Below are 25,002 nucleotides of genomic sequence, written 5' to 3' on the forward strand. Positions count from 1 at the left end.
CGATGGCGAACGGAGCCGATACCGACGGGTTCGACGTCGACGTCGCCGTCGTCGGCGGCGGCCCAGCCGGCTGTTCGGCCGGCGTCTTCACCGCGCGGTACGGCCTCGAGACGGTCGTCTTCGACCGCGGCTCCTCCTCGCTGCGCCGGTGTGCCTGCCTCGAGAACTACCTCGGGTTCCCCTGCGGGATCGACGCCGAGCGGTTCCTCGAGTTGGCCCAAACTCACGCCAGGGAGGCGGGGTGTCGAATCCGCGAGGAACTCGTGGACTCCGTCGTCGCGCTCGCGGGGAACGGCGAAATCGAGGACGCGGCGGATAGCGAGGGGTTCCGACTCGAGACTCAGGGCGGCGACCCCGTGACGGCGCGGTTCGTGATCGCGGCGACGAAGTACGACGGGTCGTACCTCCGCGGACTGGACGACGACGAGGCGCTGTTCGTCACCGAAGAAGGCGCCGACGGGAGCGTCGAGCGGTTCGACCGCGCGTATCCGGACGACGACGGCCGGACGCCGGTCGCGGGACTCTACGTCGCCGGCCCGCTGGCTGGAAGCGGCGATCAGGCGATTATCGCGGCCGGCCACGGCGCGACAGTGGCCCGGACGCTGCTCCGGGACCTGCGCCGCGAGGAGGGGTACTGGGATCGCTTCGCGAAACGGTACGACTGGCGCCGGTACCTCGAGAACCGAGACGAGGAGTGGGCCGACCCCGAGCGCTGGGTCGAACTCTTCGACGAGACCGCGCCCGAGGACCGCGACGCCGGAGACGTTCGACGCCTCGCCGAGTCCTACGCGGCCGAGCGCGACGAGAGCTACCTCGAGGCCGAAACCGCGGCTCGGCGAACCGAGCGCGGCCAGCGACGGCTCGCGGACGCGCTCGACGACGAGGTGCTGCTCGAGGCCGTCGACAACGAGGCGATCCGCGAGCGGGCGGCGGCACTCGAGGGCGGCAACGCGCGGTCGGACGCCGACCCGGTCGACGACTGATCAATCGATACAACTTTTAGGTGAGCCTAAAAAATATCGGGCGTGATGAGATCGTCCGAAACGACGCGACGGAAGTTCATCGGCGCGGGGGCCGCCACCGGCGGCGCGCTCCTCGCGGGCTGTATCAGCGGCGACCCAACGGACGGCTCGAGCGGCGAGACGTACACGGTCTCGATGGAGCCGATGGGCGAGGTCGAATTCGATGGGGTGCCCGAGCGGTGGACGGCGCTGTTGCCCAGTTACGCGGATATGGCGTTCGCGCTCGGCGGCGGGCAGACGCTCGGCATTCAGAACCGCGAGCGGTTCGGGACCGAGGTCTACGACGAACTGCCCGGCATCGAGTTCGACGAAGACGAGGTCGCGGAACTGACCGAAGGCGGCGTCGACACGGAGCTGTTTTACGAGATGAACGCCGACGCCCATTTCATCGATCCACACATACTGACACACTGGTACGACTGGGATCGCGACGACGTCGATCAAGTCAGAACCGACGTCGGCCCCTTCTTCGGCAACTTCATTCGCCGCCACAGTGACGAGTGGCACGACTACCGCTACTACGACCTCTACGAGGCCCTCGAACTGATGGCCGAGGTGTTCCAGGCGCGAGACCGCTACGATGCGCTCGTCGATCTTCACGAAACGATGCTCGAGACGCTCGACGAGCGATTACCGCCGGACGACCAGCGACCGACCGCGATGCTCGTCTATCCGGCCGAGTCGGGAGACGAGTTCTACCCCTTCCGATTCGACGACGGCGGGATCAGCACCAAGCAGTGGCGAGATCTCGGACTGACCGACGCGCTCGCGACGATCGACGTGGGACACTACAGATACGGCGATCGAAGCACGGTCGATCTGGAGACCCTCCTCGAGATCGATCCCGAGGTACTGCTGGTTCGCAACCACGGCGGGGACTCCGAGTCGGAGTTCCGAGAAGCGGTCGTCGAGCCGTTGCGGGACGATCCGGCCGCCAGCAAGGTCCGAGCGGTCGAGGACGATGCCGTCTACAACGCCGGCTACCTCGACCAGGGACCGATCATCAACTTCTACCACACCGAACGCGCCGCGACGGACATCTATCCCGACGCGTTCGACGACGCGACGCTGTTCGACCGCGAACGAGTCGCGGAGATCGTTTCCGGCGAGTTCTGAACCGCGGCCATCAGCGTCGGTACGTCGGCTACTGGCAGCGGTACCTCCGGAATCGAGACGCGGAGTGGGCCGACCTCGAGCCGTGGATCGATCTCTTCGTGGCGGCGGCTCCCAACGACCGCGACGCGAACGAAATCCGACGTCTCGCCGAGTCCGACGTCGCCGAACGCGACGACACCAATATCAACGACGAGACCGCGACGCGGCGAGACGAACGGGACCAGCGACGGCTCGCGCAGGCGCTCGAGCGTATCCGCGAGCGGGCGGCAAAACTCGAGCGATCGGAATAGCGAATCGTCACTCCGACTGACTGTTCACGGCGAGTCCTCACCGAGCGACGACCGGCGGCCGGTAACGTCCGACTTTCTCGCTCAGCCAGTCCCCGATTCGCGACCCGATCATCGCCGCCAGACCGGCGAAGACGAACATACCGACGACGGCCACGATTGCGAGGACCGTCTGAAGTACCCGCGACACCACCGGTCCGCCGAGTTCGACGTGGACGAACCACAGTATATCGACCAGCATCCACAGCGCCGGCAACAGACCGATGAGACCGGCCCGAAAGCCGACTCGAGAGCGGACAGCCGACGGTCCTTCGTACAGGTAGCCGGCGACGAGTCCGCCGAACACTACCGGCAAGAGGCCGATTTCACTTCCCGTCTGCCAGTAGGTGACCGTCGTGAACGGGAGCGAGGCGAGGCCGCCGACGATCGCGTACCGCCAGCTGTCGTCGGCTAGCAGGGATCGGCGACTGCGATCACGGGTCATACGTATCGATATAGTTGCCGACACTATAAATATTGTAAATAGAATACGAACGGCCTGTCCCGTGATCGACCGGCGATGCGGTTCCGACTCGCGTCGCGGTCGCGGCGGTCCAGTCGCTACGGGGAGATCAGATCAAGCGACGAACGGTAAATGATAGCAGCCGAAAGCCGCGGTTCACTCGTGGTCGCCGATCAGTCGTCGGCGGGGACGGCCTGCTCCGATCGCGAGTCGGCCATCGCGAGGACGTCGTCGAAGAAGTCGAGGGTGTCCTCCGGACCGGGGTTGGCTTCGGGGTGGTACTGGCGGGTGATGACGTCGTACTCGATGCCGTCGATGCCCTCCGGCGTGTCGTCGTTGACGTTGATCTGCGTGACCTCGAGGTGCTCGCCGGGTTCGGCGACCGTGTAGCCGTGGTTCTGGGTGGTCATGACGACCTGGCCGGACGCTAAGTCGAGGACGGGCTGGTTGACGCCGCGGTGACCGAAGTCCATCTTCTCGGTCGTGCCGCCAAGCGCCTCGGCGACGATCTGCTGGCCGAGACAGATGCCGGCGACGGGCGTGTCCTCGACGAACTCCTCGACGAGGTGGATCGCCTGCTCGAAGTTGACCGGGTCGCCGGGGCCGTTGGAGATGAAGAGGACGTCGGGGTCGACGGCCTCGACGTCGGCGACGCTGGCGTCGTGGGGGAGCACGTGGACCTCGGCGTCGCGGGCGAGCAGCGAGTCGACGATCGAGCCCTTCGCGCCGCAGTCGACCAGCGCGACGGTCTGGCCGTCGTTGTCGGCGCCGTAGACCTCGGTCTCGTCGACGCTGACCTGTTCGCCGATCTCGGTGTGGTCGCTCATCGCCTCGCAGGCCTCGAGTTGCTCCTTGGCGTCTTCCTCGGTGACGTCCTCGCCGACGGCGATGCCGCACTTCATGGCGCCGCCGTCGCGGATCGTGGTGACGACCTCTCGCGTGTCGAGGTGGTCGACCGCCGGGACGCCCTCGCTCTCGAGCCACTCGGCGACGTCCTCGGTGAACTCCTTTGCGAGCGCGGCGCGCGGATGGACGCGGTCGTCCTCGAACCGCTCCTCGCGGACGCCGTAGTTACCGATCAGCGGGTACGAGAAGGTCAGGACCTGCTCCTCGTAAGAGGGGTCGGTCAGACTCTCTTCGTATCCCGTATACGCTGTGGTGAAAACGAGTTCCCCGCGAGCCGTGCCCGGAGCGCGACCACGTCCCTCGAGTACGCGGCCGTCTTCCAGTGCGACGTAGGCTTCCGTCATTACGATCTACGTATCGGATGGACCATCATAAGTGTTGTCTTCGAAGCTCAGTTACGATTTTCGTAATCGGTAAGTGCAGGACACACGTAGTCACGCATCTCCATGGACGACCTGGACCGACAGATCCTCGATCAGCTTCGGCGAGACGGCCGCACGCCCTACACCGAAATCGCCGACGAGGTCGGGACGAGCGAGGGAACCGTCCGCAACCGCGTCGAACGGATGATCGACGAAGACGTCATCGAACGCTTCACCATCTCGACCCGGACGGGCAACGTCCAGGCGATGATCGAGCTCAGCGTCGCGGTCGACGTCGACACGAAGGCCGTCTCCGAGCGCATCGCCGAGTGGGACGAAGTGGACTTCGTCTGGATGGTCTCCGGCGAGCAGGACGTCGTGCTCGTCGTCGACGCCGCGGACACGCGCGGGGTCAACGATCTCATCACGAAGGCCCGCGATCAGGAGGAGGTCGTGAGCACGAAAACGCGGCTCATCCTGGACGAGGAACTGGGTTAATCGTCGCCGCTGGACCCGGATTCTTCCGTCCCCGCGGTAGCTCCGCCTTCGTCCGCCGCGTCCTCGGCGGTCTCCTCGCCGGGCGGCGTTCCCACGCCCGGCGTCGGTCGCTCGATCGCGTCGATCACGCGTTTCCGGCGGTGGATCGTCCGATAGCCCCGGCGCAGCAGTCGGTCCAGTAGCGAGTCGGAGACCCGGGCGCTCACCCGGCCGTCGCGGATCGCGTCGACGATCGACTCGGGGGTGAGCCGATCGGCCTCGACGACCGTGTACGCCCGCCCCACCTCGAAGGGGTAGTGGGCGTCGCTGCCGCCGACCAGCGGGAGGTCGCGTTCCTCGGCCAGTTGCTCCACGAGCGGCCGCGAGCGCGGGTGTTTGCCGTTGACTTCGATCGCGTCGAAGGGGATGTCCTCGAGTTCCCGCACCGTGCTGTTCCGGAAGGGGTGGGCGACGATCGCGGCGCAGCCCCGGTCGTGTGCCAGCGCGACCGCCTCCTCGGGGGAGAGCGCGCCGGGTTTGGTCGCTTCCGGCGGGTCGGGCCCGACGACGAGGACGTGGCCGCGGTCGGTCGTGATCTCGATCCCCGGCAGCGTCTGCGCGCCGCCGGGCGGATCCAGCGGCGTGTAGTAGTCGTGGTTGGTCGTCGCGACGCCCGCGAGGCCGCGGCGATCGGCGGCCCGGGCGAGCAGTCGGACGCCCAGCGGGTCGAAGCGGTCGCCGAGGCGCCGACGACCGTGAAAGAACCTCGTGTGCGCGTGGAGGTCGACGGAGTACATGGAAGGGCAAACGCCGGGCAGACCCTTTTGCGTGCGGCCGGCATCTCCTGTAGTATGGGATCCGACGGCGCGAGCGACCGCGTTCTGGTTCTCAACCCGGTGAGCGGGAGCGGAGACCACGTGGACGAGGTCGTCGAACTGGCGGCCGATCACGGCTTCGAGATTCGAAAGACCGAGGAAGGCGGCGACGCGAAGCGATTCGCCCGCGAGGCCGCCCCCGAGGCCGATCTGGTCGCCGCGGCCGGCGGGGACGGGACGGTCAACGCCGTCGCCAACGGCGTCGCAGCGGCGGCCGCCCTCGAGTCGACGACCGTCGGGGTCGTCCCCGCGGGGACGGGCAACAACTTCGCCTCGAACATCGGAGTCCGAGGACTCGAGCACGCGTTCGACGTGATCGAGGACGGCCGCCGTCGGCGGATCGACCTCGGGATCGCGAACGACCGCGTCTTCGTCAACTCCTGTGTCGGCGGGATCACCGCCGCGGCCAGCGGCGAGACGTCCTCGGAGAGCAAGGCGGAACTCGGCGTGCTCGCGTACGTGAAGAACACGATCGAGACGGTCGGCGAGTTCGACTCGCTCCCGCTGCGGGTGAAGACGGCCGCGGGGCCGAACGGGGAGCGAGCGCGGGCCTGGGAGGGCAGGGCCCTGTTCGTCCTCATCGGCAACTGCCGGCGCTTCACCGGCGCGCGGACCGCCCAGGCCGACGTCGAGGACGGGCTGTTCGAGGTCACGATCGTCGAGGACGCCGCGGTCACGGAACTGCTCGGCGGCGCGGCCCGACAGGGGCTGCTCGACGCCGATAGCGACTGCATCATCACGCGGCGGACGCCGTCGCTCGAGATCGAGAGCCGGCGCGACGCCGTCGAGTACAGCCTCGACGGCGAGATGCTCGAGACCGAGACGCTTCACCTCGAGACCGACGCGAGCGCGCTCGAGATCGCCGTCGGAGACGAGTATCGGATCGACCCGGACGAGGAGGCGACGAACGGCGGGCTCGTCTGACGCGCACACCGCGGGGTTGAACCGCGCGCACCGCCGCGGCGAGACGATACTGGTTTCAAGACCCGCTGTGATTGTGGGGGTATGAGTACGCCACAGGACGACCTTTCCCACGAGAACGCCGAACAGGACGTGATCGCCGTCGACGCCGACGACACCGAACTCGAGCTCGTCAACCGGCTCGAGGCCCACACCGGCGACGGAATTCGCCACCGAGCGTTTACGTCGCTGGTCTTCGACGGCGAGGGGAACATTCTGCTGGCCCAGCGAGCCCCCGACAAGCGACTCTGGGGAACCTACTGGGACGGAACCGTCGCCTCCCACCCCGTCGAGGGACAGAGCCAGGAGGAAGCGACGCGCCAGCGACTCGAGGAGGAACTCGGGATCACCCCCGACCAGTACGGCGACCTGCGGCTGACCGACCGCTTCGAGTACAAGCGCTACTTCGAGAACGCGGGCGTCGAACACGAGGTCTGTGCCGTCCTGCAGCTGACCCTGTCCGATCGCGACCTCGATCCCGACGAGGAGGAGGTCGCGGGCCTGATGTGGGTCCCCTACGAGCGACTCCACTCGAACCCCGAATGGTACCGCCAGCTCCGCCTCTGTCCCTGGTTCGAGATCGCGATGCGACGCGACGTCCGGTAGCGCCGTCGATCGCGATCCGATAGCGTCATTCTGACACGTCCGCCGAATCGGCCGATCCCGAACCCCGACGTCACCGAACGCCGAGCGCCGGCCGTTCGGACGGCTCGAGGACGTAACTCCCGCGGTTTTCCCGAACGAGAATTGGGAGACGAGACGGTCGTCTCTCGACGACGGACACCGTCTAGAAACAGTACACTAGCGGGAGGTTTATTAGTGAGTGCCCACACATGAAGGATAGACTGCGATGGTCAGTGATACGTTCAGGCGTCTTCTCCGGGGGAGCGTCGCCACTTCGTCCGCGTCGGCGGGGAGTTCGACCGCGACGGGATCGACGGCGGAGACGGGACCGTCGCCCGAATCGGCGCGACCCGAGGGCGAGCCGCTGGATATCTGTCTGTTGAGCTACCGATCGAACCCCTACTCCGGCGGCCAGGGCGTCTACGTGAAGTACCTGAGCCGAGCGCTGACCGACCTCGGACACTCGGTCGACGTGATTTCGGGGAAGCCCTACCCCGAACTCGACGACGACGTCGGGCTGGTGAAGTTGCCCGGCGAGAACGTCGTCGACGAACTCGACCGACTGGGACAGTTCGATCCCTCTTATCTCCGCGATCCACTGGCGATGTACGAGTGGCTGAGCGCGCTCACCGGCGGCTTCCCCGACCCCTACGCCTTCGGCCGCCGCGTCGTCGACTACTTCGAGAAACTGCAACCCGAGTACGACGTGATCCACGACAACCAGTCGCTGTGTTACGGGCTGCAGACGTTACGCGAACGGGGCCACCCCGTGGTGGCGACGGTTCACCACCCGATCACCGTCGACCGCGACGTCGCCCTCGCCGCGGCCGACGGCTGGGGCGAGCGGCTGCTGATCCGCCGCTGGTACCGGTTCCTCCGGATGCAACGCGAGGTCGTCCGCGACCTCCCCCACGTCCTGACCGTCTCCGAAGCGGCCAAGCGCCGCACCGTCGCCGACTTCGGCGCCGACCCCGACGCGCTCCGCGTCGTCCACAACGGGATCGACACCGACCTGTTCGAACCCGTCGACCGAGAGAACGACCGCCCGCGCGTGATGACGACCGTCAGCGCCGACGTGCCGCTGAAGGGCGCTCGCTATCTGCTCGAGGCCTTCGCCGACGTTCGCGAGCACGTCGACGCCGAACTCGTCGTCGTCGGCGAGTTCGACGAGGGCGGCGACTGCGAGCGACTGGTCTCGACGCTGGGCATCGAGGACGCCGTCGAGACCCACAGCGAGATCAGCTACGACCGGATGATCGAACTCTACGGCACCGCCGACGTCGCCGTCGTCCCCTCGCTGTACGAGGGCTTCGGCCTCCCGGCGGGCGAGGCGATGGCCTGTGGCGTCCCGGTCGTCGCCACCACCGGCGGCGCCTTGCCCGAGGTAGTCGGCGACGCCGGCGTCCTCGTCGAACCGGGCGACGTCGGCGAGATGGCCGGCGCGATCCGCGAGTTGCTCGCGGACGACGCCCGCCGCGATCGGCTAGGCGAGCGGGCCCGCGAGCGCATCGTCGAGGAGTTCGACTGGGAGCGAGCCGCCCGCGAGACCGTCCGCACGTACCGAACCGCGATCGAGGCCCGACAGACGCGGGAGGCTTGATCATGGAGACGATCGATTTCGACCGGATAACGCTGACCCCCGGGATGCGCGTCTTAGACGTCGGCTGCGGGGAGGGCCGACACGTCCACGCCGCCGCCCTCGAGAACGTCCGGGAGGTCGTCGGCGTCGACATCGGACGAGAGAACCTGACCGCCGCTCGCGAGGACTACGACGAATACATCGCCCCGGAGACGGACGTCCCGGTCACGTTCGCCGCTGGCGACGCGCTTCGGCTCCCCTTCGAGGACGGCGCCTTCGACGTCGTCTGCTGTACCGAAGTCCTCGAGCACATTCCCGACTACGAGTCGGCGCTGGACGAACTCCGTCGGGTCTGCAAGCCGGGGGGGACGCTCGCGGTCAGCGTCCCCCGCGAGGGTCCCGAACGGATCTGCTGGGCGCTGTCCGAGGAGTACCACCAGGTCGAGGGCGGCCACGTCCGCATCTTCGACCGGGATGAACTGCGGGCCGCGATCGAGCGACGGGGCTTCCGCCGGATCGACGACCACTTCGCCCACGCCCTGCACGTCCCCTACTGGTGGCTGAAGTGTCTCTGGTGGGACCGCGACCGGCGCGGCGAGGCGCCGCTTCCCCTGCGGGCCTACGATCGCTTCCTCGAGTGGGACGTCCTCGAGTCGCCCCGGCCGGTGCGATTGCTCGAGCGCGCGCTGGATCCCCTCCTAGGAAAGAGCGTCGTCTACTACTTCGAACTGGAGGGGCCAGCGTGAACGACGGCCCCGGGCCGCGGTCGCTGTCCGACTGGGGCCTCGAGCCCGCGGTCGACCACATCGAGCGCGTTCAGCGCGCGGACGGGCTGATCCTCTGGTACCCCGATGGCCCCGCCGACCCCTGGGACCACGTCGAGAGCGCGATGGCGCTATCGATCGCCGGCCGCAACGAGGCCGCCCGCCGCGCCTACCGCTGGGTGGCCGACGCCCAACACGACGACGGCGCGCTGTGGGCGACCTACGGCGACAGCGAGGACGACGACGGCGCCCACGACGGCGACGAACCGCGCAAGGAGACCCACCGGAGCGCCTACGTCGCCGTCGGCGCCTGGCACCACTATTGCTGTACCGAGGACCGCGACTTTCTCGAGAACCTGTGGCCGACCGTCCGCGACGCCCTCGCCTTCGCCTGCGACCACCAGGCCCCGACCGGCGAGATCTACTGGACCGTCGACCCCGACGGCGAGGTCTACGAGGACGCGCTGATCGCCGGCTGCGCCTCCATCTACAAGAGCCTCGCCTGCGGCGCGGCGATCGCGGACGCTCTCGGCCGCACCGAGGCACGGGATCGGTGGCTCGAGGCCCGCGCCGACCTCGGCGCGGCGATCCGAACCCGGCCCGACCGGTTCGACCGCACCTGGGAGAGCAAGTCGCGGTACGCGATGGACTGGTTCTACCCGGTCCTCTGTGGCGTCGTGATCGGCGATTCCGCGCGGGACCGTCTCGACGCCGGCGCGGATCGGTTCCTCGAGGAAGAGTTGGGCTGTCGCTGCGTCGCCGACGAGCCGTGGGTGACCGTCGCCGAGTCCTGCGAACTCGTGCTCTCGCTGGCCGCGGTCGGCCGGACGGAGCGTGCGCGTGAGATCCTCGAGTGGCTCTTTCAGTGGACCGACGACGAGGGGATCTTCTGGACGGGCTACCAGTTCGAGGACGAGGCGTTCTGGCCGGGCGAACGGCCGACGTGGACCGGCGCGGCCGCGGTGCTGGCTGCCGATGCGTTGTCGGGATTGTCGGGGGCTGCGGATCTCTTCACCGACCCGCGTCCGGAGTGAGATCGGATCGGTGACGCTCCTCGAGTCGAGACGGGATCGTTCGGTGCGGACGCGTTATCTGTCCGTGAACGCTCTGAGTACGCCCCCGGCGAGTATCAGCGTCGCTCCGAAAACGATCCCCAACGGCGGCGGGAGCGGCGTGAGCCGCACGAGCCCGACGAGTATGACGATGGTCGAGAGTCGAACCACGGCTCCCCTAGCACGAACACACTGAAAAGGCCGCTGCGCGGTTACTCAAGCGGCGAGTCGGACGCGCGTCGCTCGCTGTGGCTACGACGCGTTCGCTCACTCCGTCCCCACGGACGACGGAATTCGTGCGATTCCCGTAGGGACAGCGCGGATGGAGGTGGGGAGTCGTACCTGGCGCTACTCACCGTCAGATAGCGGCATCGTCTACGACGAACTCAACGAGTGAAAGAACGACGAAGCCTTCCGCCAAGAGAACGCTTTCCAGGAATCCATACTGGAAGGGATAAACGGAGAGTCCGAGGAAAATCAACGCACCGATGAATGCGATCACGCTGATCAAAATCGTCTGCGTCATCTGCTTCATACGCCAGCTACGGGACTACAGTAAAAAATGTACGTATATCAACTGATTCGCCGCCACCTACACGAGTTCGCGTCGAGCGCTATCGTGATTGCCGCCCGATTCCCGTATCACAGACCACGCACGACTGCAATCCGTTTTCCTCGGTAAACCGATCGAACAGTCGCGAGAGGCGTACGTCGTGACTCGCCAGCACCCCGCCCGACTCGAGGTGGGAGAGCGCCGTCTCGTACTCGAAGCGCATGTGGGGCAGCCGGTGGTCCGAGTCGTGCAAGAACAGATCGAGCGGCCCGACGCGCTCGAGAAGGGCCGGCAGCACCTCGCGCGCGTCCCCGCGATGGAGCCGCCAGCGGTCGCGACACCGGTCCGGAATCAGGTGGCCGTAGTCGAACCGACCGGGCGGGCCGCCGGGCAGATCCACCGCGTGCAGCGTCCCGCCGCCGTTTCGCTCCATCGCCGCCAGAATATGCGCGTCGAACGAGCCGAACAGAACCCCGGTTTCGACGGCGGTCTCGACCTCGAGGGCGCGACAGACGACGTACAGCGTCGCGCCGTCGCGCCAGTGGGTGGTGTCGGTGGCGACGCCGGCCTCGTGAATCTCCGCCACGCGGTCGGCGTAGGCGTCGTGGAACCACTCGAGGGAGTCGTACTCGCGTTCGTACTCCCGCAGTTCGGCAATGGATGCCGGGAGTACCGCGGCCAGCCGCTCGGCTCGCTCGTCGGTCTCCCGGCCGTAATCGAGTCGCCGACGCTCGAGGCCCAGCCGGGCCTTGCGAAGGGCGTAGATCGCGTCTCGAAGAGTGCTCGTCACCGGTAGCCCAGCGCCTCGAGGCGCGATTCGATCTCGTCACCGCTGTCGGAACCGCCCGCTCCCGTCCCGCGTCCCTCGCGGATCGCGTCGGGGAGCGCCGGATCGCAGGTACCCAGATCCCGTCCCTCGCGGACGACCCACGGGACGCGCCGCAACGCGGGCACGGGCGTTCCGGGCGGGTGCGACCAGACGCCGAGTTCGCCGAGCGCGTTGCCGTGATCGCTGGTCATCGCGACCCGGCCGTCGCAGTTCTCGAGGAGGCGCGCGACGTCGTCTAGCACCCACTCGAGGTTGTCCCGGTAGGCCCGCCAGACCGCCTCGAAGGACAGATCGCCGTCGCGGACCCGCAGCCAGGGATCGTTCATCGAGCCCTCGTCGTCGTCGGCCTCGGCGAAGGCCTCGAGGGCCTCCCGCTCTTCGGCCGTGAGATCCTCGAGGTCGAGGTCCTCGTCCGCCGGGTCGTCGCCGTCCTCGCCGCCGGCGAACTGCCCCCAGTGTTCGATGTCGGCCGAGCCGAAGAACCACTCCGGGCGGGATCGGAACGGGGCATGGGGTTGCATGTAGTGGACGAGGACGCGATCGACGCCGAGTTCCTCGCGACGGCGCCAGATCGCGATCGCGGCGTCGGTCAGCGACTCGGGCGGGATCGTCGAGATGCCGCCGTCGACCCAGTCGTCCCGCCAGGCCTCGTGGAAGACGCCGAAGTCGGCCTCGGAGAGCGGTAACACCTCGTCGGAGGTGACGAGGATGTGCTCGCAGGACTGGGAGGAAAAGGGGTTGCCGGTCACGTACGCGGTGCGAGCCATCTCCTCGCGGTAGGCGGGTGCGAAGGTTCGGTCCATCCACTCGGCCGACTGCGAGCCGACCGACCACAGCGAGTCGACCCCGTCGGGTCCGGGCAGGGCCTCGTGGCCGGCCGCGGCCGCCTCGCGCATGAGGTCGAGCCGGCAGCCGTCGAGAATACAACAGACGTCCCACTCGCGGTCCCAGACGGCGGTCGCGGGTACGAGACGGGAGAGCGCGCGGCCGAAACGACCGGTCGCGATCGTCTCGGATAGCGTCGCGATATCCATCGGCGTTGACTCCTGTATACTGGCTGGAGACGATTCTGTTAGTAGCTTTTGATCGGCGAACCGAACGGTCGTCGATGCCGAGGCCATCGTCGCCGCGGACGCTAGCGGATCGAATCGCGACACGGGGCGGAGATATGCGATTCGGTAACAAGGCTTATTATACGGTAGTTCGTAGCGTCGGTCGTGGACCGATGAAAACGGTCCGTGTGACGTAATGAGTTCCCAACCACCGGAAACCGAGACGCACGAAGTCACGCTCTCCAGAGACGAGCAATGGGTCGTTCACGCCATTCTCGCGGACTATATCGACGACGCTATCGATTCCGACGAGACCCCGCCGGCGTGGGCGGTCGAACTGCTCGAGGCCGTCGAGTCCGGAGACAACACGGAGGTACTCACCGGACTCCAGACCCGACGACTCGCCGACGCGATGGGTGACTATCTCGAGCGCGAAGGGATTCCGGACCGGGACCGCGTCCACGGATCGGACGTCGCCGACCGACTCGAGGCCCACCTCGAGTCCCACGGGACGGCGTAGTCCGTCCCGAACAACGGCTAAAGGCGACGAAACGCGGTCGGACGACCGCGAACGTATTTTGCGGAATCGGGGAGGGACTGAGACGACCGTCCGCGGCGGGTACCGCGAGCGCAGATTGGCGCTCGATCAGGGACGAGTGGTGCCCCAGACGGCGGTGAGCGCGAGCAACACCGCGGGGAACAGCGGCAGCGACAGCAGTGCGAAGCGGTAGCCGACGTCGGGCGGCCAGAAGGTGATCGCCGCCGGCGCGACGATAAAGGTGAGGACGATCATCCCGACGACGGTCCAGCCGCGCCAGTCGAACTCCCGGTCGGCCGCCTCGGGATGGGGCGGTTCGGCGGTCGAATCGTCGTCCGCGACGTCCGCACGCTCTCCGTCCTCGTCGAACGTGGCGGGGTCGTGGACGTAGCCGCCCTCGTCGCTCGAGTTCACACGCGGGGCTTGCGAGGCAGCGGTAAAAGTCCTCACGGTTCCGGTGGGATTTCGCGCCGCGGCCGAACCAGTTCGGCGTATGACTCGAGTTGGCCGCCGAAGCCGATTTGAACGGAGACACAACGCGACTCGAGTCGCCGTCACCGCTGTCTCGTGGACAGTCAAGTTACTTGTACTGCAACGACGACCGATCACAGCATGGGAACGTGGCTGCGGACGCTGACGAAGGTCCACCACTACCACTATCCCGTTCTCGCCTGTGGCGGGCTGATCGTAACGGTCGTGTGCTCCAGTCCGGGAACGCACCAGTACGCCGTCGGACCGATCACGGTCGACGCCTTCTACAGTTCGCTGCTAACGTTCGGGGCGCTGTTGGTCCTCTCGGTGACTGATACGTACGATCCGGAAGACTACGGACTCGAGTCGGACGACGCCGAGCGGTAACGGCGCTATCTCGGCAGCGCCGAGCCGACTCCGAATAGCCGTCGGCGATCCCTAGAGTTCGCTGTCCGGTCGCACGACGACCTTGCCGAACCCTTCGCGGTTCTCGATGATCTCGTGAGCGCGCGGGGTCTCGCTCATCGGCAGTTCCTCGCGAATCGCGGGCTCGAAGGTGCCGTCCCAGACGAGGTCCATCACTTCGTCGACCTGATCGGGCGTCGCCATCGTCGAGCCGATGATCTGGAGCTGGTTCCAGAAGATCCGCGGGATGTCGGTCTCGGGATTGCCCCCGCCGGTGCCGCCGCAGGTGACCAGCCGACCGCCCTTGGTGAGGCTCTTCAGCGAGTCCTGCCAGGTGGGCGCGCCGACGTGTTCGACGACGACGTCGACGCCGCGGCCGTCGGTCTCCGAGAGCACCCAGTCGGCGAAGTCCTCGTCCTCGTAGTTACAGACGTGGTCGGCGCCGTGCTCGCGGGCGTAGTCGAGCTTCTCCTCCGTACTGCCGGTCGCGTACACCTCCGCGCCCGCGTAGTCGGCGATCTGTAAGGCGGCGTGGCCGACCCCGCCGCTGGCGCCAAGCACGAGCACTTTCTCGCCGGCCTGGAGCTCCGCGCGGTCGATCAGCATCCGCCAGGCGGTCTGGAACACCAGACAACTCGAGCCGGCGACCGCCCAGTCGACGTCCTCGGGGACCGGAATCAGATTGTCCTCGGGAACGGCGGCGTACTCGGAGTGGACGCCCTGGACGTGCTCGCCGATGATGTGGAATCGAGGATCGAGCGTCGGATCGTCCATCCGCAGGTCGCCGACGCCGGCGGAGACCGCGACGCGGTCGCCCTCCTCGAAGCGGGTGACGTCCGGGCCGACCTCCTCGACGACGCCGGCGGCGTCGCTGCCCGGAACGTGGGGCATCTCGAGGTCGATCCCCGGCATTCCCCGCCGCGTCCAGATGTCCAGGTGGTTGAGCGCGGCCGCCTTGATGTCGACCAGCACCTCGTCGCGGTCGACCTCCGGATCGGGGTACTCCCCGTACTCGATGACGTCCGTGTCGCCGTGTTCGGTGATCTTGACTGCCTGCATACTCGCGTATGACGGAAACTCCGGCCATAACAGTTGGGCTACCAGCACTCTGTCGGCCGTCGATCGATCGCTTTGCGCTGCAAAGCTACTTTGCGACGGAAACTATTATGTGTCACAGACGTGTCATCTGACGTAGAAACGATGTCAACAGAGACACAAAACGGCCGCGGATCCGACGCCGACCGCGAGCGGAATCGACGGGACCGAGAACCCACACGAGAACGGGATCGAGATCCACGACGCTGGCTCGCGCAGGCGAGTGCGTTCACCAGACGGAGCCTTCAGGAGGTGCGCAACAGCTGGCTGCTGCTGGGGTGGGTGATCGCGTTTCCGGCGATCATGTACCTCTTCTTCGTCGCGCAGGGAACGGACGGGCCGGCGACGGCCGACGCGATCATCTCGATCGGAATCGGCGTGATGGGCGCGCTCTTCGTCTGCCTCTACCTCTTCGGCGATCAGCTCGCGGGCGACCTCGAGGACCGGCGGTACGCGGCCTACCGGTCGATGCCGCTCTCGCCCGCGGCCGATCTGGCCGGGCGGATGGCCGCCGGCCTCGTCCTCGCGACGGCGGCGTTCGCGGCGACGATCCTCGCGGGGGTGGCGACCGGCGCCGAGTACGGCCTCCGCGGGCCCGAGTCGATTCCGATCGTCGTCGTCGCTGGACTGCTGACCTGCGTCTTCTGGATGGTCGTCGCGATCCCGATCGTGCTGGCCGCGGACAACGAGTCCGTCGCCGAGTGGGTCAGCTCGCTGGTCGCGGTCGCCGCGTTCGTCCTCACCGGCTTCAACGGCGCGCTGCCCGCCCAGTCGCCTATCGAGGGCGAACTGCTGAACTACCTCCCGAACGCCCTGCCGACGCGGCTGCTGGTCTACCACCTCGTCCCCGCCGAGAACTGGACGGAACTCGGCGCCGCGCCCCCGGCGATGCCGACCGGCCTCGAGTTCGTCGCGCTGCTGGCCGGCTACGCGATCGTCGCGCTGGTCGCCGGCACGGTCCTGTTGAACCGGTACGCCTACGACCGGGGGTGGTGGCCGTGAGCGACGCCGTCGTCACCGCCAGCGGGGTCCGGAAATCCTTCGACGAGGAGGGCGTCCTCGAGGACGTCGACCTCACCGTCAGGGACGGCGAGCTACTGGTCCTGATGGGGCCCAACGGCGTCGGCAAGTCGGTGTTGCTCTCCTGTCTGGCCGGCAGCGACCGTCCGACCGAGGGCAGCGTGTCCGTCTTCGACGAGCCGGCCACCGCACGCGCGGACACGACGAGTTTCCTCCTGCAGGACGCGCTCTGCCACGCGAAGCTTACCGGCCGGGAGAACGTCGCGTTCTACGACCGGCTCCACCCCGGGTTCACCGACGCGTGGCGCGACTACGCCGACCGGCTCGGGATCGCCGAGGACCTCGAGAGGCCCGTCGAGGACTACTCCGGCGGGATGGAGCGCAAGCTCGAGCTCTCGATCGCGGCGAGCATCGACGTCCCGATCTACCTCTTCGACGAACCGACCGCGGCGCTGGACCTGCCGACGGTCCAGACGGTTCACGACCTGTTCCGCGAGAAGCAGGCCGCGGGGAAGACGCTCGTCGTCGCCAGCCACCGCCCGATGGACGCCGACATCGCCGACCGGGTCGCCTTCCTCTCAGACGGCGAAATCGCCGCCGTCGGCACGCCGGACGAGCTGTTAGCGTCGCTCCCGCCGATCCTCGAGACCGGGACCGCTCACGCGGGCGCGCTGACCGACGCGATCCGCGGGGATCCCTACGCGGTCGCGGGCAACGTCCGGGGGTTCCTGCCGGCCGACGGCGACGACCCCGATCCCGCCGTCGACGACGTCGCGGCCGCGACCGACATCGACCCGGACGCTCTGGAGGTCGTCGAGCCGACGTACACCGACCTGTTTAACTACCACACGAGCACTGGTCCGGACGAACGCCCGTCCCACGACCGATGACCGACGGTACCGAAGACGTCGATCCGGCCGCCCTCGAGGCGGAGCTCGCCGAGATCAAGAGAGCGATCGGACTCGCGGAGGACCACCCCTACTGGTGGCGGTCCTGGCTCGTCGAAGGCGTCGGCGCCGGCCTCTGTTTCGCCCTCGTGCAGTTCTGGCTCCGCGGCGGTCCTCAACTGCCGATCCTGGCCGCGTTCGTCGGCCTGCTGGGCCTCGAGACGCTCGTCAAACGCCGGATTAGAGCGGCCTACGAGCCGCCGACGGCGGGGTTGCCTGACCAGCGTCTCTGGCTCCTCGCGGTCCTCGCCGCCATCGGCGCGCTGCTCGTCGGCCTCCTGCCGGTGTTCGACACGCTCGGCGAGCGGAACGCGGTCCGGCTGGCGCTGGTCTCCGCGGGGGCGATCGTCGGCGCCGGCTACGTCTACATGGGCCAGCTGCTCGGCGCGTGCGACATCCGGGCGGCCGACCGCTACGCCTTCTACGCCGGCGGCGCGTGGATCCTCGTGCTCGTCGCCGCCATCCCCCACGTCCCCGCCGCCGAGGGCTGGGAGTACGCCGTCTTGGGGCTCGGTATCGCCGTCCAGCACGTCGCCGCCTACGTCGTCCTCGCCCGGCGCTAACATGGAATTCGACAAACTCGTCCACCAACCGACCCGCCTGCGCATCTTCGCCCACCTCTACGCCAACGGCGAGGCGAGTTTCACGGCGCTGACCGAGGAACTCGAGATCACCGAGGGGAACCTCGCCAGCCACATCGAGCGGATGGAGGACGCCGACTGCGTCGCCGTCGACAAGGAGTTCGTCGACCGCAAACCGCGGACCACCTACCGGCTCACCGAGCGCGGCGAGGAACTCTTCGAGGACCACATCGACACCCTCGAGGCGCTGATCGACGGCCTCGAGGCCGACGATTCGTAGCGCGCCGCGGGTCGTCGAGTGGGCAGTGTTTTACTCGCCGGCTCTCGAACGACGGGGTATGACCGAGACGGACTCGAGCGAGGAGCGACAGCGGGGGGCGACCGAGGAACCGGCGCCGGACGAGGAACGCGACGCGGGCGAGCACCCGCCCGTCGAGGGGGACGACACCGACGAGGGATCGCTCGGCGCCGGCGTCGTCACGATCGCGACGGATCGATCGCTCGAGTCCGACGGCGCCGGCGAGGCGATCGTCGCGGGACTCAAGAAGGTCGACCACCGGGTGGTCACGCGGGAACACATCGGGAGCGATCACGACCGCATCCAGTCGATCGTCTCGCGGATGCTCGACCGCGACGACGTCGACGTCATCGTCACCGGCGGGGCGACCAGCATCGAGCCGAGCGACGTCACCATCGAGGCCGTCGAACCGCTGCTCGAGAAGCGACTGGCCGCCTTCGAGGACCTGTTCACCTCGATGGCCTACGAGGCGGTCGGCACGCGCGTCGTCGCGGCGCGGACGATCGCGGGCGTCACCGAGGGAACGCCGGTGTTCTGTCTCCCCGGCAACGAGGACGCGGCGCGGATGGGCCTCGAGGAGATCGTCCTCCCGGAGATCCACAATCTCGTCAGCCTCGCGCGCGAAGACATCGCCCAGGACAGGTGGGCCGTCGACGAGGCCGCGCTCGAGGAGGGCGAGGCGACCGGAGAAGGAGGCGAACGCGAGGGCGAGGACCCCAAGAGCGAAACGGCCGTGGAACCCGCGTCCGAACCCGACGACGGAGGCGAGTGAGATGGGCGATTCGGACACCGCCGACGCCGCCGACGGCGTCGACAAGGAGACGATCCGCCAGCGCGTCTGGGACGACCTCGAGGAGAGCGGCGAGGCGCGGTTCCCCTTTCCGCCCCACGGCCGGATTCCGAACTTCGCGGGCGCGGACGACGCCGCCGAGCGACTGGCCGAACAGCCGGAGTGGCGCGACGCGACGACGATCAAGGCCAACCCCGACGCGCCCCAGTTGCCCGTCCGGCGGGCGGCGTTGCGCGCGGGAAAGACCGTCTACATGGCCGTTCCGCGACTCGCCGACGAAAAGTGTTTCCTGAAACTCGACCCCGACGTACTCGCGGACTACGACGCGGCGACGACGGTTTCGGGGTCCTCGAAACACGGCGAGCGGGTCGGCCCCGACGCGGTCGAGGAGATCGATCTGATCGTCTCGGGCAGCGTGGCGGTCACCGACGACGGCGGGCGGATCGGCAAGGGGGAAGGCTACAGCGACCTCGAGTACGCCATCCTACGAGGGCTGGGCCTCGTCGACGACTCGACGGCGGTCGCGACGACGGTTCACGAACGGCAACTCGTCGACGACCCCGTCGCGATCGGGGACCACGACGTCGCGATGGACCTCGTCGTCACGCCCGAACGGACGATCCGCCCCGAAAGCCGCGCGCAGCCGTCCGGGATCGACTGGGACCTGCTCGACGAGGGCCGTCTCGAGGAGATTCCGGTCCTCCGGCGGTTGCAGTCGTCGTAAGTCGGTTCGCCGGATCGGTTCGGAGCCGTCGCTGCGATCGGACAGCGACCGTCGAATCGGAAGTACTGAGAACCATCCCGAGGGCCGGAAATACCCCGGCGCCTCGAGTGCCAACCGCAGGGTGTGGGGACGCAGGCGGGTGCAAGGCCTGCGTCGGTACCGGGAATCGGTACGGTGTGGCAGTGGTGGGGGAAGGGTGCTGTGGGTGGATTGGAAGTCACGGGTGCAGGCGGTGGATGCCTCGGTGGGGTCTGCCCGTCGACCTCCATCTATCGATAGCCGCGGATCCCACTTCAACGGGGGCGATGGTATTCGACGGTTATCCCGGATTCCGTCGATTTCAATCCCAGTTTACGCGGCCGAGATCGGGCGTGTGACGGTTTATACCGCCACATCTCCTTTCAACGTACAGTTATTCGTGAACGTCGGGAACGCGTCGATTCGAAGTCGACGCGAACGGCGACGATCCGCGCCGATCCGCACAAAAGGGAAGCCGCCGCGAGCGGCTAGCTGGTCAGTTCGTCGGCGACGATCCCGGCGTCCATCAACTGCGGGTCGAGGGCGAGGTCGAGCTGGCCCTTGACGAACTCCGGGACCGTGTCCCGGGCGTAGACGACCGTTCGAATGTCGTCCGAGAGGTCGCAGACGATCGGGATCGTCGTCGCCTGCCCGATGTCGGTCAGGACGTACAGATCGGCGTCGACGATCCCGGCCTCCTCGAGGGCGGGCCGGGAGATGACGCCGTTGAGGCGGGCGACGGTGGCCCCCTCAGCCTCGAGGGCGGCGGCGATGTCGTCCTCGTCGGGGCCGGCGACGATTGCGTCCGTGCTCATTCGTACTCGATTGTCGCTGGCGGTTTGTGGGTCACGTCGTAGACGACGCGAGCGACGTTGTCGTTCTGGCCGGTGATTCGCGACTGGATGCGCTGGAGGGTGTCCCAGTCGATCTCCTGTGCGCGGGCGGTCATCCCGTCGCGGGACTCGACCGAGCGGACGGAGACGACCCAGCCGTGCACGCGGTTGTCGCCTTTCACGCCCGTCGCCTTGCCGATGACGGCTGCGAGCGCTTGCCAGGGCTCGTACTCCTCGAGTTCCTCCTCGACGACGTGGCAGGCGTGGCGGGCGACCTCGAGTTTCTCCTCGGTGACCTCGCCGATGACGCGGACGGCGAGCCCGGGACCGGGGAACGGCATCCGTTCGGCGACGATCTCGTCGAGCCCGAGGTGGCGCGCGACCTCGCGGACCTCGTCCTTGTAGAGGTCGCGGACGGGTTCGACGATCCCCTCGAAGTCGACGACCTCCGGCAGGCCGCCCACGTTGTGGTGGGACTTGATCCCGCCCTCGCTCTCGATGCGGTCGGGGTAGATCGTCCCCTGGACGAGGTAGTCGGCCTCGGCGTCTTTCGCCTCGCGCTCGAACTCGCGGATGAACTGCTCGCCGATGATCTCCCGCTTCTCCTCGGGGTCGGTGACGCCCGAGAGGGCCTCGAGGAACCGATCCTTGGCGTCGACGATCCGCAGCGACTCCATGTAGTCGAAGGTCTCGCGGATCTGGTCGGTCTCGCCTTTCCGCATCAGGCCGGTGTCGACGTACACCGGAGTGAGCCGGTCGCCGATGGCCTCGTAGGCCAGGGCGGCGGCGACCGACGAGTCGACCCCGCCCGAGAGCGCGATGACGGCGTTTTCGTCGCCGATTTCGTCACCGATCTCTGCAACTGCTTCCGGAACGAACGTGTCTGTGTCTACCATCAGTGGGTAACCTCCGTTTCCGCGTCGGTGTCGGTGTCAGCATCCGCGTCTGCAGGCTCGGTCCCCGCTGCGTCGGACTGTTCGAGGACGGCCTCGACCAGTCCCAGGAACGGCGGGCTCGGCTGGCCGGGACGGGACGTGTACTCGGGGTGGAACTGCGTCCCGACGAAGTAGGGGTGGGTCTCGAGTTCGAGGATCTCCATCCGGTTGCCCGCGGTGCCGGAGAAGACGAGCGGCTCGTCCTCGAAGGCGTCGAAGTACTCGGGGTTGACCTCGTAGCGGTGGCGGTGTCGCTCCGAACACGAGGTGTCGCCGTAGAGGTCGTAGGCGAGCGTCTCGGGTTCGATGACGGTCGTGTGCTCGCCGAGTCGCATCGTCCCGCCCATGTCCTCGACCTCGTACTGCTCCGGCAGAATGTCGATGACCGGGTGGGGCGTGTCCTCGACCATCTCGGCGGAGTGGGCGTCCTCGAGGCCCAGCACGTTCCGGGCGTACTCGACGACGGCCATCTGGAAGCCCAGACAGAGTCCGAGGAACGGGATATCGTTCTCGCGGGCGTAGCGAACGGCCTCGATCTTGCCCTCGGAGCCCCGCATTCCGAAGCCGCCGGGGACGATGATTCCGTCCATGCCCTCGAGTTGGCCGTCGTGGCCGTCGGCCAGTTCGTCGGCCGGGACCCAGTGGCGCTCGACGTCGACGCCGACCTCGAAGCCGGCGTGTTTCAGCGACTCGTGGATCGACATGTACGCGTCCTCGAGGTCGTACTTGCCGACCAGCGCGATGTCGACCTCGCCGTCCTTCTCGGTGGTGACGATCTCCCGCCACTCGTTGGCCCGCTCGCCCGCGGGCAGGGCCTCGTCGGCCAGCCCGAAGTGCTCGAGGACGTACTGGTCTAAGCCCTCCTCTTCGACCATCAGTGGGACGTGGTAGACGTCCTCGACGTCGGGATTGGAGAAGACGGCTTCCGTCGGAATGTCACAGAACAGCGCGATCTTCTCCTTGGTCTCGGGGTCGAGTCGGTCCTCGCAGCGGCCGACGATGATGTCGGGCTGGAGGCCGATCGAGCGGACCTCCTTGACCGAGTGCTGGGTCGGCTTGGTCTTCTGCTCGCCGTTCTTCGAGTACGGGACGAGCGTGACGTGGGTGAAGAGGACGTTCTCCTCGGGTTCCTCGTGGGCGAACTGGCGCAGCGCCTCGAGGTAGGGCATCCCCTCGATGTCCCCCACGGTACCGCCGACTTCGATGATACAGACGTCGGTGCCTTCCGCGGCCTCTCGGATGCGACGCTTGATGTCGTCGGTGATGTGGGGGATGATCTGGACCGTCTTGCCCAGATAGTCGCCGGCGCGCTCCTGCTCGATGACGTGCTGGTAGGTCTTCCCCGTGGTGATGTTGTGGTCCGAGGTCATGTCGATGTCGAGGAACCGTTCGTAGTTCCCCAGATCGAGGTCGACCTCGCCGCCGTCCTCGAGGACGTACACCTCCCCGTGTTGGTAGGGGTTCATCGTCCCCGCGTCGACGTTCAGGTACGGATCGATCTTCACCGCGGTGACGTCGAACCCGGCGTTTTTGAGGAGACGGCCGGTGCTCGCGGCCGTAATCCCCTTGCCGAGCCCCGACATGACGCCGCCGGTGACGAAGATGAACTTGTTCCCCAGCGAGGGGTCATAATGAGTGTCCGATTCCGTCGGCATACCGAGTGTGCGCGCGACCGGTTGAAAACGATTTCGGGACCGCACCGTCTCCGACAGGCGTTGTCATCCCGAACGATGATAGATTCGGCCGTGGCCGTTTCCCGAAACCGCGACCGGAAAGAAAGGCGACTATCGGCGACTACGGCTCCTCGTCCATGGGCGCCTTCCCCTGCGGGTCGTCTTCCTTGGACACCTTCCCCTCGGCTTCCGACTCCGTGACCTCCATGTCCTGCACTTCGACGATTTCGGCCTGCTCCACGAACTCGATGCCGCCGCCCATGCGCAACTGGAGCGTCCGCCCGGGAAGGTCCGGATCGTCCTCGTCGGTCGGTTCTTGCGGGACGGAGACGGCGGTAACCCCTTCGATCGTGACGGAGCGACGCTCGATCGGGTCGCCCTCGTACTCGACCGTGTCCCACGTCTCGACGTCGAACTCGTCCATGTCCTTGCCGAAGTAGTCCTCCGCGTCCGGGTTGACCGTATCTTCGGTCTGGGACTCGCCCGTCGTCCTGTTATCGTCGAACTGAACCTCCTCGTGCTTGTACTGCCGGAGATGAACGAGCATGAGACTAGCCACCACCAGTACCTAGTTAATGCTTGTAGTGGAAGGCTCAACCAATTCATGAGTGCCCGCGGTGGATCGTCGGTCGAACGGGCTATGTGATCGCCGGCGAACTGTTCTCGAGCCTCGACCGCGCCGATAGCGGTCCCGTCTTCGAGTACAGACGGTGCACCTCGAGACCGTCGCTCGTCGAACGGAGATGTCGACTAGGACTCATTTCCCTATTTATTTTATACCGCGCGTTCGTACACCGAGACACTGTGGCGTCTCACGAACGACGACCCGCCCTCGAGTTCGACGAGCCGGACACCGGCTTTCAGGCCGGATTCGGATTCTACGTCGGTCTCGTCGCGGCCGGCGTCGCGGCGAGCGCGGGACTTCTGGCCGGAGCCTCCACCGCGACGCTGCTCGGCATCCTGCCGTCGACGGTGACGGCGGTCGCGATCGCCGGCCACATCCTCACGAGGCGGGCCCGCGGCCTGCCCGAGCGGATCGGTCGGAGCCGGTGGCGCCGACTGGCCTGCTACGCGCCGCCGATCGCGTTCGCGGCGACGCTGGCCGCCCCCCTCGTCACGTCGATCGAGGCGACCGGCCGGTTCGTCGCCCTGATGCTCGTCGTGACGCTCGTCACCGGCGTCACGGCGTACGGCGTCGATCGGATGGCCCGCAATCGGTACATCGACGCGCTCACCGCCGACGAGCCGACCGCGGTCTGGACGTGGCGACGGACCGGCCTCACCGCCGGCGGAATCGTGTTCGGCGCCTGTCTGGTGATCACGATCGGCGGCGGCCTCTACAGCACGATCGCGTGGGGGCTGAGCGTCGGTCCGTTCATGGTCTTCTACGGGCTCATCTTTCTCCTCCAGTGGTACGGTATCGGTGGCGACTGGCACAATTTCGACCAGAACGAACAGGCGACTCCGCCGACGATCCGCGCCCACGAGGCCGGACTCGTCGTCGAGCGATCCGTCTCGAGCACGTTCGTCCCGTGGGACGACGTCGCGGACGTGCGGCTGACCGACGACGAACTCGTCTTCGAGCGCCGGTGGCTCGACCTGCGCTGTGACCGCGCGGCGATCGACGACCCCGAGGCGACCTTCGAGGGAATCCAACGCGCCCGCGGGCGAGCGGACGCGACGCGGCAACCGAATCTCGCGGATTGAAGGCACA

At 67.4% G+C, this 25,002-nt stretch carries 30 protein-coding genes; 18 read left to right on the plus strand and 12 right to left on the minus strand.

Annotation, left to right across the window (positions count from 1 at the left end):
• Positions 1–2: 2 nt before the first annotated feature.
• The 3 genes from HTZ84_RS13260 (at position 3) to HTZ84_RS13270 (ending at position 2,428) form a co-directional block, all read left to right on the plus strand.
• A complete protein-coding gene (locus tag HTZ84_RS13260; RefSeq protein WP_174681117.1) occupies positions 3–983 on the plus strand; it encodes an NAD(P)/FAD-dependent oxidoreductase in 981 nt (326 codons plus the stop codon).
• A 183-nt stretch (positions 984–1,166) separates the two neighbouring features.
• Positions 1,167–2,138, plus strand: coding sequence for an ABC transporter substrate-binding protein (locus HTZ84_RS13265; protein WP_174682587.1), 972 nt, complete (start codon positions 1,167–1,169; stop codon positions 2,136–2,138).
• Positions 2,139–2,236: 98 nt separating this feature from the next.
• A complete protein-coding gene (locus tag HTZ84_RS13270) occupies positions 2,237–2,428 on the plus strand; it encodes a hypothetical protein (protein ID WP_174681118.1) in 192 nt (63 codons plus the stop codon).
• A 37-nt stretch (positions 2,429–2,465) separates the two neighbouring features.
• Here HTZ84_RS13270 and HTZ84_RS13275 read toward each other — a convergent pair whose 3' ends face one another.
• Together HTZ84_RS13275 and carA are read right to left on the minus strand one after the other, a co-directional pair.
• Complete coding sequence (locus tag HTZ84_RS13275) at positions 2,466–2,909, minus strand: DUF5518 domain-containing protein (protein WP_174681119.1); 444 nt, start codon at positions 2,907–2,909, stop codon at positions 2,466–2,468.
• Positions 2,910–3,100: 191 nt separating this feature from the next.
• Entirely contained in the window at positions 3,101–4,177 is a 1,077-nt protein-coding gene (gene carA, locus HTZ84_RS13280; RefSeq protein ID WP_174681120.1) for a glutamine-hydrolyzing carbamoyl-phosphate synthase small subunit, read from the minus strand.
• A 102-nt stretch (positions 4,178–4,279) separates the two neighbouring features.
• Here carA and HTZ84_RS13285 point away from each other — a divergent pair, with 102 nt between their 5' ends.
• On the plus strand, positions 4,280–4,693 hold the full coding sequence (locus tag HTZ84_RS13285; RefSeq protein ID WP_008896169.1) for an Lrp/AsnC family transcriptional regulator: 414 nt from the start codon (positions 4,280–4,282) through the stop codon (positions 4,691–4,693).
• Here the strand turns inward: HTZ84_RS13285 and HTZ84_RS13290 are convergent.
• Positions 4,690–5,469 carry a PHP domain-containing protein gene (locus tag HTZ84_RS13290; RefSeq protein ID WP_174681121.1) on the minus strand — a complete coding sequence of 260 codons (780 nt, stop codon included), beginning with the start codon at positions 5,467–5,469 and terminating at the stop codon, positions 4,690–4,692. The genes HTZ84_RS13285 and HTZ84_RS13290 overlap by 4 nt on opposite strands.
• A 54-nt stretch (positions 5,470–5,523) precedes the next feature.
• Between HTZ84_RS13290 and HTZ84_RS13295 the strand changes: the two genes are divergently transcribed.
• The 5 genes from HTZ84_RS13295 to HTZ84_RS13315 all read left to right on the plus strand — a co-directional run bounded on the left by HTZ84_RS13295 (position 5,524) and on the right by HTZ84_RS13315 (position 10,508).
• Positions 5,524–6,471, plus strand: coding sequence for a diacylglycerol/lipid kinase family protein (locus HTZ84_RS13295; protein ID WP_174681122.1), 948 nt, complete (start codon positions 5,524–5,526; stop codon positions 6,469–6,471).
• An 81-nt stretch (positions 6,472–6,552) separates the two neighbouring features.
• Positions 6,553–7,113 (plus strand): NUDIX hydrolase, encoded by a 561-nt coding sequence (locus HTZ84_RS13300; protein WP_174681123.1) that lies wholly within the window; start codon positions 6,553–6,555, stop codon positions 7,111–7,113.
• A 244-nt stretch (positions 7,114–7,357) separates the two neighbouring features.
• Entirely contained in the window at positions 7,358–8,731 is a 1,374-nt protein-coding gene (locus tag HTZ84_RS13305; protein ID WP_174681124.1) for a glycosyltransferase family 4 protein, read from the plus strand.
• Between the two features lie 2 nt (positions 8,732–8,733).
• On the plus strand, positions 8,734–9,456 hold the full coding sequence (locus tag HTZ84_RS13310) for a class I SAM-dependent methyltransferase (RefSeq protein ID WP_174681125.1): 723 nt from the start codon (positions 8,734–8,736) through the stop codon (positions 9,454–9,456).
• Positions 9,453–10,508, plus strand: coding sequence for a glycoside hydrolase family 15 protein (locus HTZ84_RS13315; protein ID WP_174681126.1), 1,056 nt, complete (start codon positions 9,453–9,455; stop codon positions 10,506–10,508). Before HTZ84_RS13310 ends, HTZ84_RS13315 begins: the two co-directional genes overlap by 4 nt.
• A 376-nt stretch (positions 10,509–10,884) precedes the next feature.
• Here the strand turns inward: HTZ84_RS13315 and HTZ84_RS13320 are convergent, their stop codons facing one another.
• The 3 genes from HTZ84_RS13320 to HTZ84_RS13330 form a co-directional block, all read right to left on the minus strand.
• Positions 10,885–11,061: a hypothetical protein gene (locus tag HTZ84_RS13320; RefSeq protein ID WP_174681127.1), complete on the minus strand. Its 177-nt coding sequence runs from the start codon at positions 11,059–11,061 to the stop codon at positions 10,885–10,887.
• Positions 11,062–11,140: 79 nt separating this feature from the next.
• Complete coding sequence (locus HTZ84_RS13325) at positions 11,141–11,869, minus strand: class I SAM-dependent methyltransferase (RefSeq protein ID WP_174681128.1); 729 nt, start codon at positions 11,867–11,869, stop codon at positions 11,141–11,143.
• The gene (locus HTZ84_RS13330; RefSeq protein ID WP_174681129.1) at positions 11,866–12,942 is read right to left on the minus strand and encodes an alkaline phosphatase family protein; all 1,077 of its coding nucleotides are present in this window, start codon (positions 12,940–12,942) and stop codon (positions 11,866–11,868) included. The genes HTZ84_RS13325 and HTZ84_RS13330 overlap by 4 nt, the downstream gene beginning before the upstream one ends.
• A 214-nt stretch (positions 12,943–13,156) precedes the next feature.
• Here HTZ84_RS13330 and HTZ84_RS13335 point away from each other — a divergent pair, with 214 nt between their 5' ends.
• Positions 13,157–13,480: a DUF7853 family protein gene (locus tag HTZ84_RS13335; RefSeq protein WP_174681130.1), complete on the plus strand. Its 324-nt coding sequence runs from the start codon at positions 13,157–13,159 to the stop codon at positions 13,478–13,480.
• 126 nt (positions 13,481–13,606) lie between these two features.
• Here HTZ84_RS13335 and HTZ84_RS13340 read toward each other — a convergent pair whose 3' ends face one another.
• Positions 13,607–13,912, minus strand: a complete 306-nt coding sequence (locus HTZ84_RS13340; RefSeq protein WP_174681131.1) for a hypothetical protein — start codon at positions 13,910–13,912, stop codon at positions 13,607–13,609.
• 198 nt (positions 13,913–14,110) lie between these two features.
• Between HTZ84_RS13340 and HTZ84_RS13345 the strand changes: the two genes are divergently transcribed.
• Positions 14,111–14,356, plus strand: coding sequence for a hypothetical protein (locus HTZ84_RS13345; protein WP_174681132.1), 246 nt, complete (start codon positions 14,111–14,113; stop codon positions 14,354–14,356).
• Between the two features lie 51 nt (positions 14,357–14,407).
• Here HTZ84_RS13345 and HTZ84_RS13350 read toward each other — a convergent pair whose 3' ends face one another.
• Positions 14,408–15,433: a zinc-binding dehydrogenase gene (locus tag HTZ84_RS13350; RefSeq protein ID WP_174681133.1), complete on the minus strand. Its 1,026-nt coding sequence runs from the start codon at positions 15,431–15,433 to the stop codon at positions 14,408–14,410.
• 141 nt (positions 15,434–15,574) lie between these two features.
• On the opposite strand from HTZ84_RS13350, the gene HTZ84_RS13355 reads away from it, so the two are divergent.
• Genes HTZ84_RS13355 through HTZ84_RS13380 form a run of 6 tightly spaced genes read left to right on the plus strand, consistent with a single transcriptional unit; the run spans position 15,575 to position 19,829 of the window.
• Positions 15,575–16,471, plus strand: coding sequence for an ABC transporter permease (locus HTZ84_RS13355; protein WP_254611754.1), 897 nt, complete (start codon positions 15,575–15,577; stop codon positions 16,469–16,471).
• The gene (locus HTZ84_RS13360) at positions 16,462–17,379 is read left to right on the plus strand and encodes an ATP-binding cassette domain-containing protein (protein WP_174681134.1); all 918 of its coding nucleotides are present in this window, start codon (positions 16,462–16,464) and stop codon (positions 17,377–17,379) included. Before HTZ84_RS13355 ends, HTZ84_RS13360 begins: the two co-directional genes overlap by 10 nt.
• Complete coding sequence (locus tag HTZ84_RS13365; RefSeq protein ID WP_174681135.1) at positions 17,376–17,999, plus strand: hypothetical protein; 624 nt, start codon at positions 17,376–17,378, stop codon at positions 17,997–17,999. Before HTZ84_RS13360 ends, HTZ84_RS13365 begins: the two co-directional genes overlap by 4 nt.
• A gap of 1 nt (position 18,000) precedes the next feature.
• A complete protein-coding gene (locus HTZ84_RS13370) occupies positions 18,001–18,297 on the plus strand; it encodes a winged helix-turn-helix domain-containing protein (RefSeq protein WP_174681136.1) in 297 nt (98 codons plus the stop codon).
• A gap of 58 nt (positions 18,298–18,355) precedes the next feature.
• A complete protein-coding gene (locus HTZ84_RS13375) occupies positions 18,356–19,087 on the plus strand; it encodes a MogA/MoaB family molybdenum cofactor biosynthesis protein (RefSeq protein ID WP_174681137.1) in 732 nt (243 codons plus the stop codon).
• A gap of 1 nt (position 19,088) precedes the next feature.
• The gene (locus tag HTZ84_RS13380; RefSeq protein ID WP_174681138.1) at positions 19,089–19,829 is read left to right on the plus strand and encodes a 5-formyltetrahydrofolate cyclo-ligase; all 741 of its coding nucleotides are present in this window, start codon (positions 19,089–19,091) and stop codon (positions 19,827–19,829) included.
• Positions 19,830–20,335: 506 nt separating this feature from the next.
• Here HTZ84_RS13380 and HTZ84_RS13385 read toward each other — a convergent pair.
• From HTZ84_RS13385 to HTZ84_RS13400, 4 genes are all read right to left on the minus strand, one after another.
• Entirely contained in the window at positions 20,336–20,662 is a 327-nt protein-coding gene (locus tag HTZ84_RS13385) for a DUF7126 family protein (protein WP_174681139.1), read from the minus strand.
• Complete coding sequence (guaA, locus tag HTZ84_RS13390; protein ID WP_174681140.1) at positions 20,659–21,576, minus strand: glutamine-hydrolyzing GMP synthase; 918 nt, start codon at positions 21,574–21,576, stop codon at positions 20,659–20,661. Before guaA ends, HTZ84_RS13385 begins: the two co-directional genes overlap by 4 nt.
• Positions 21,576–23,270, minus strand: a complete 1,695-nt coding sequence (pyrG, locus tag HTZ84_RS13395; protein ID WP_174681141.1) for a glutamine hydrolyzing CTP synthase — start codon at positions 23,268–23,270, stop codon at positions 21,576–21,578. Before pyrG ends, guaA begins: the two co-directional genes overlap by 1 nt.
• A 139-nt stretch (positions 23,271–23,409) precedes the next feature.
• Positions 23,410–23,835, minus strand: coding sequence for a hypothetical protein (locus HTZ84_RS13400; protein ID WP_174681142.1), 426 nt, complete (start codon positions 23,833–23,835; stop codon positions 23,410–23,412).
• 257 nt (positions 23,836–24,092) lie between these two features.
• Between HTZ84_RS13400 and HTZ84_RS13405 the strand changes: the two genes are divergently transcribed.
• The gene (locus HTZ84_RS13405; RefSeq protein WP_174681143.1) at positions 24,093–24,995 is read left to right on the plus strand and encodes a PH domain-containing protein; all 903 of its coding nucleotides are present in this window, start codon (positions 24,093–24,095) and stop codon (positions 24,993–24,995) included.
• Positions 24,996–25,002 lie beyond the last annotated feature (7 nt).

Origin of the sequence: Haloterrigena gelatinilytica, assembly GCF_013342145.1 — an archaeon.
Taxonomy (GTDB): Archaea; Halobacteriota; Halobacteria; order Halobacteriales; family Natrialbaceae; genus Haloterrigena; species Haloterrigena gelatinilytica.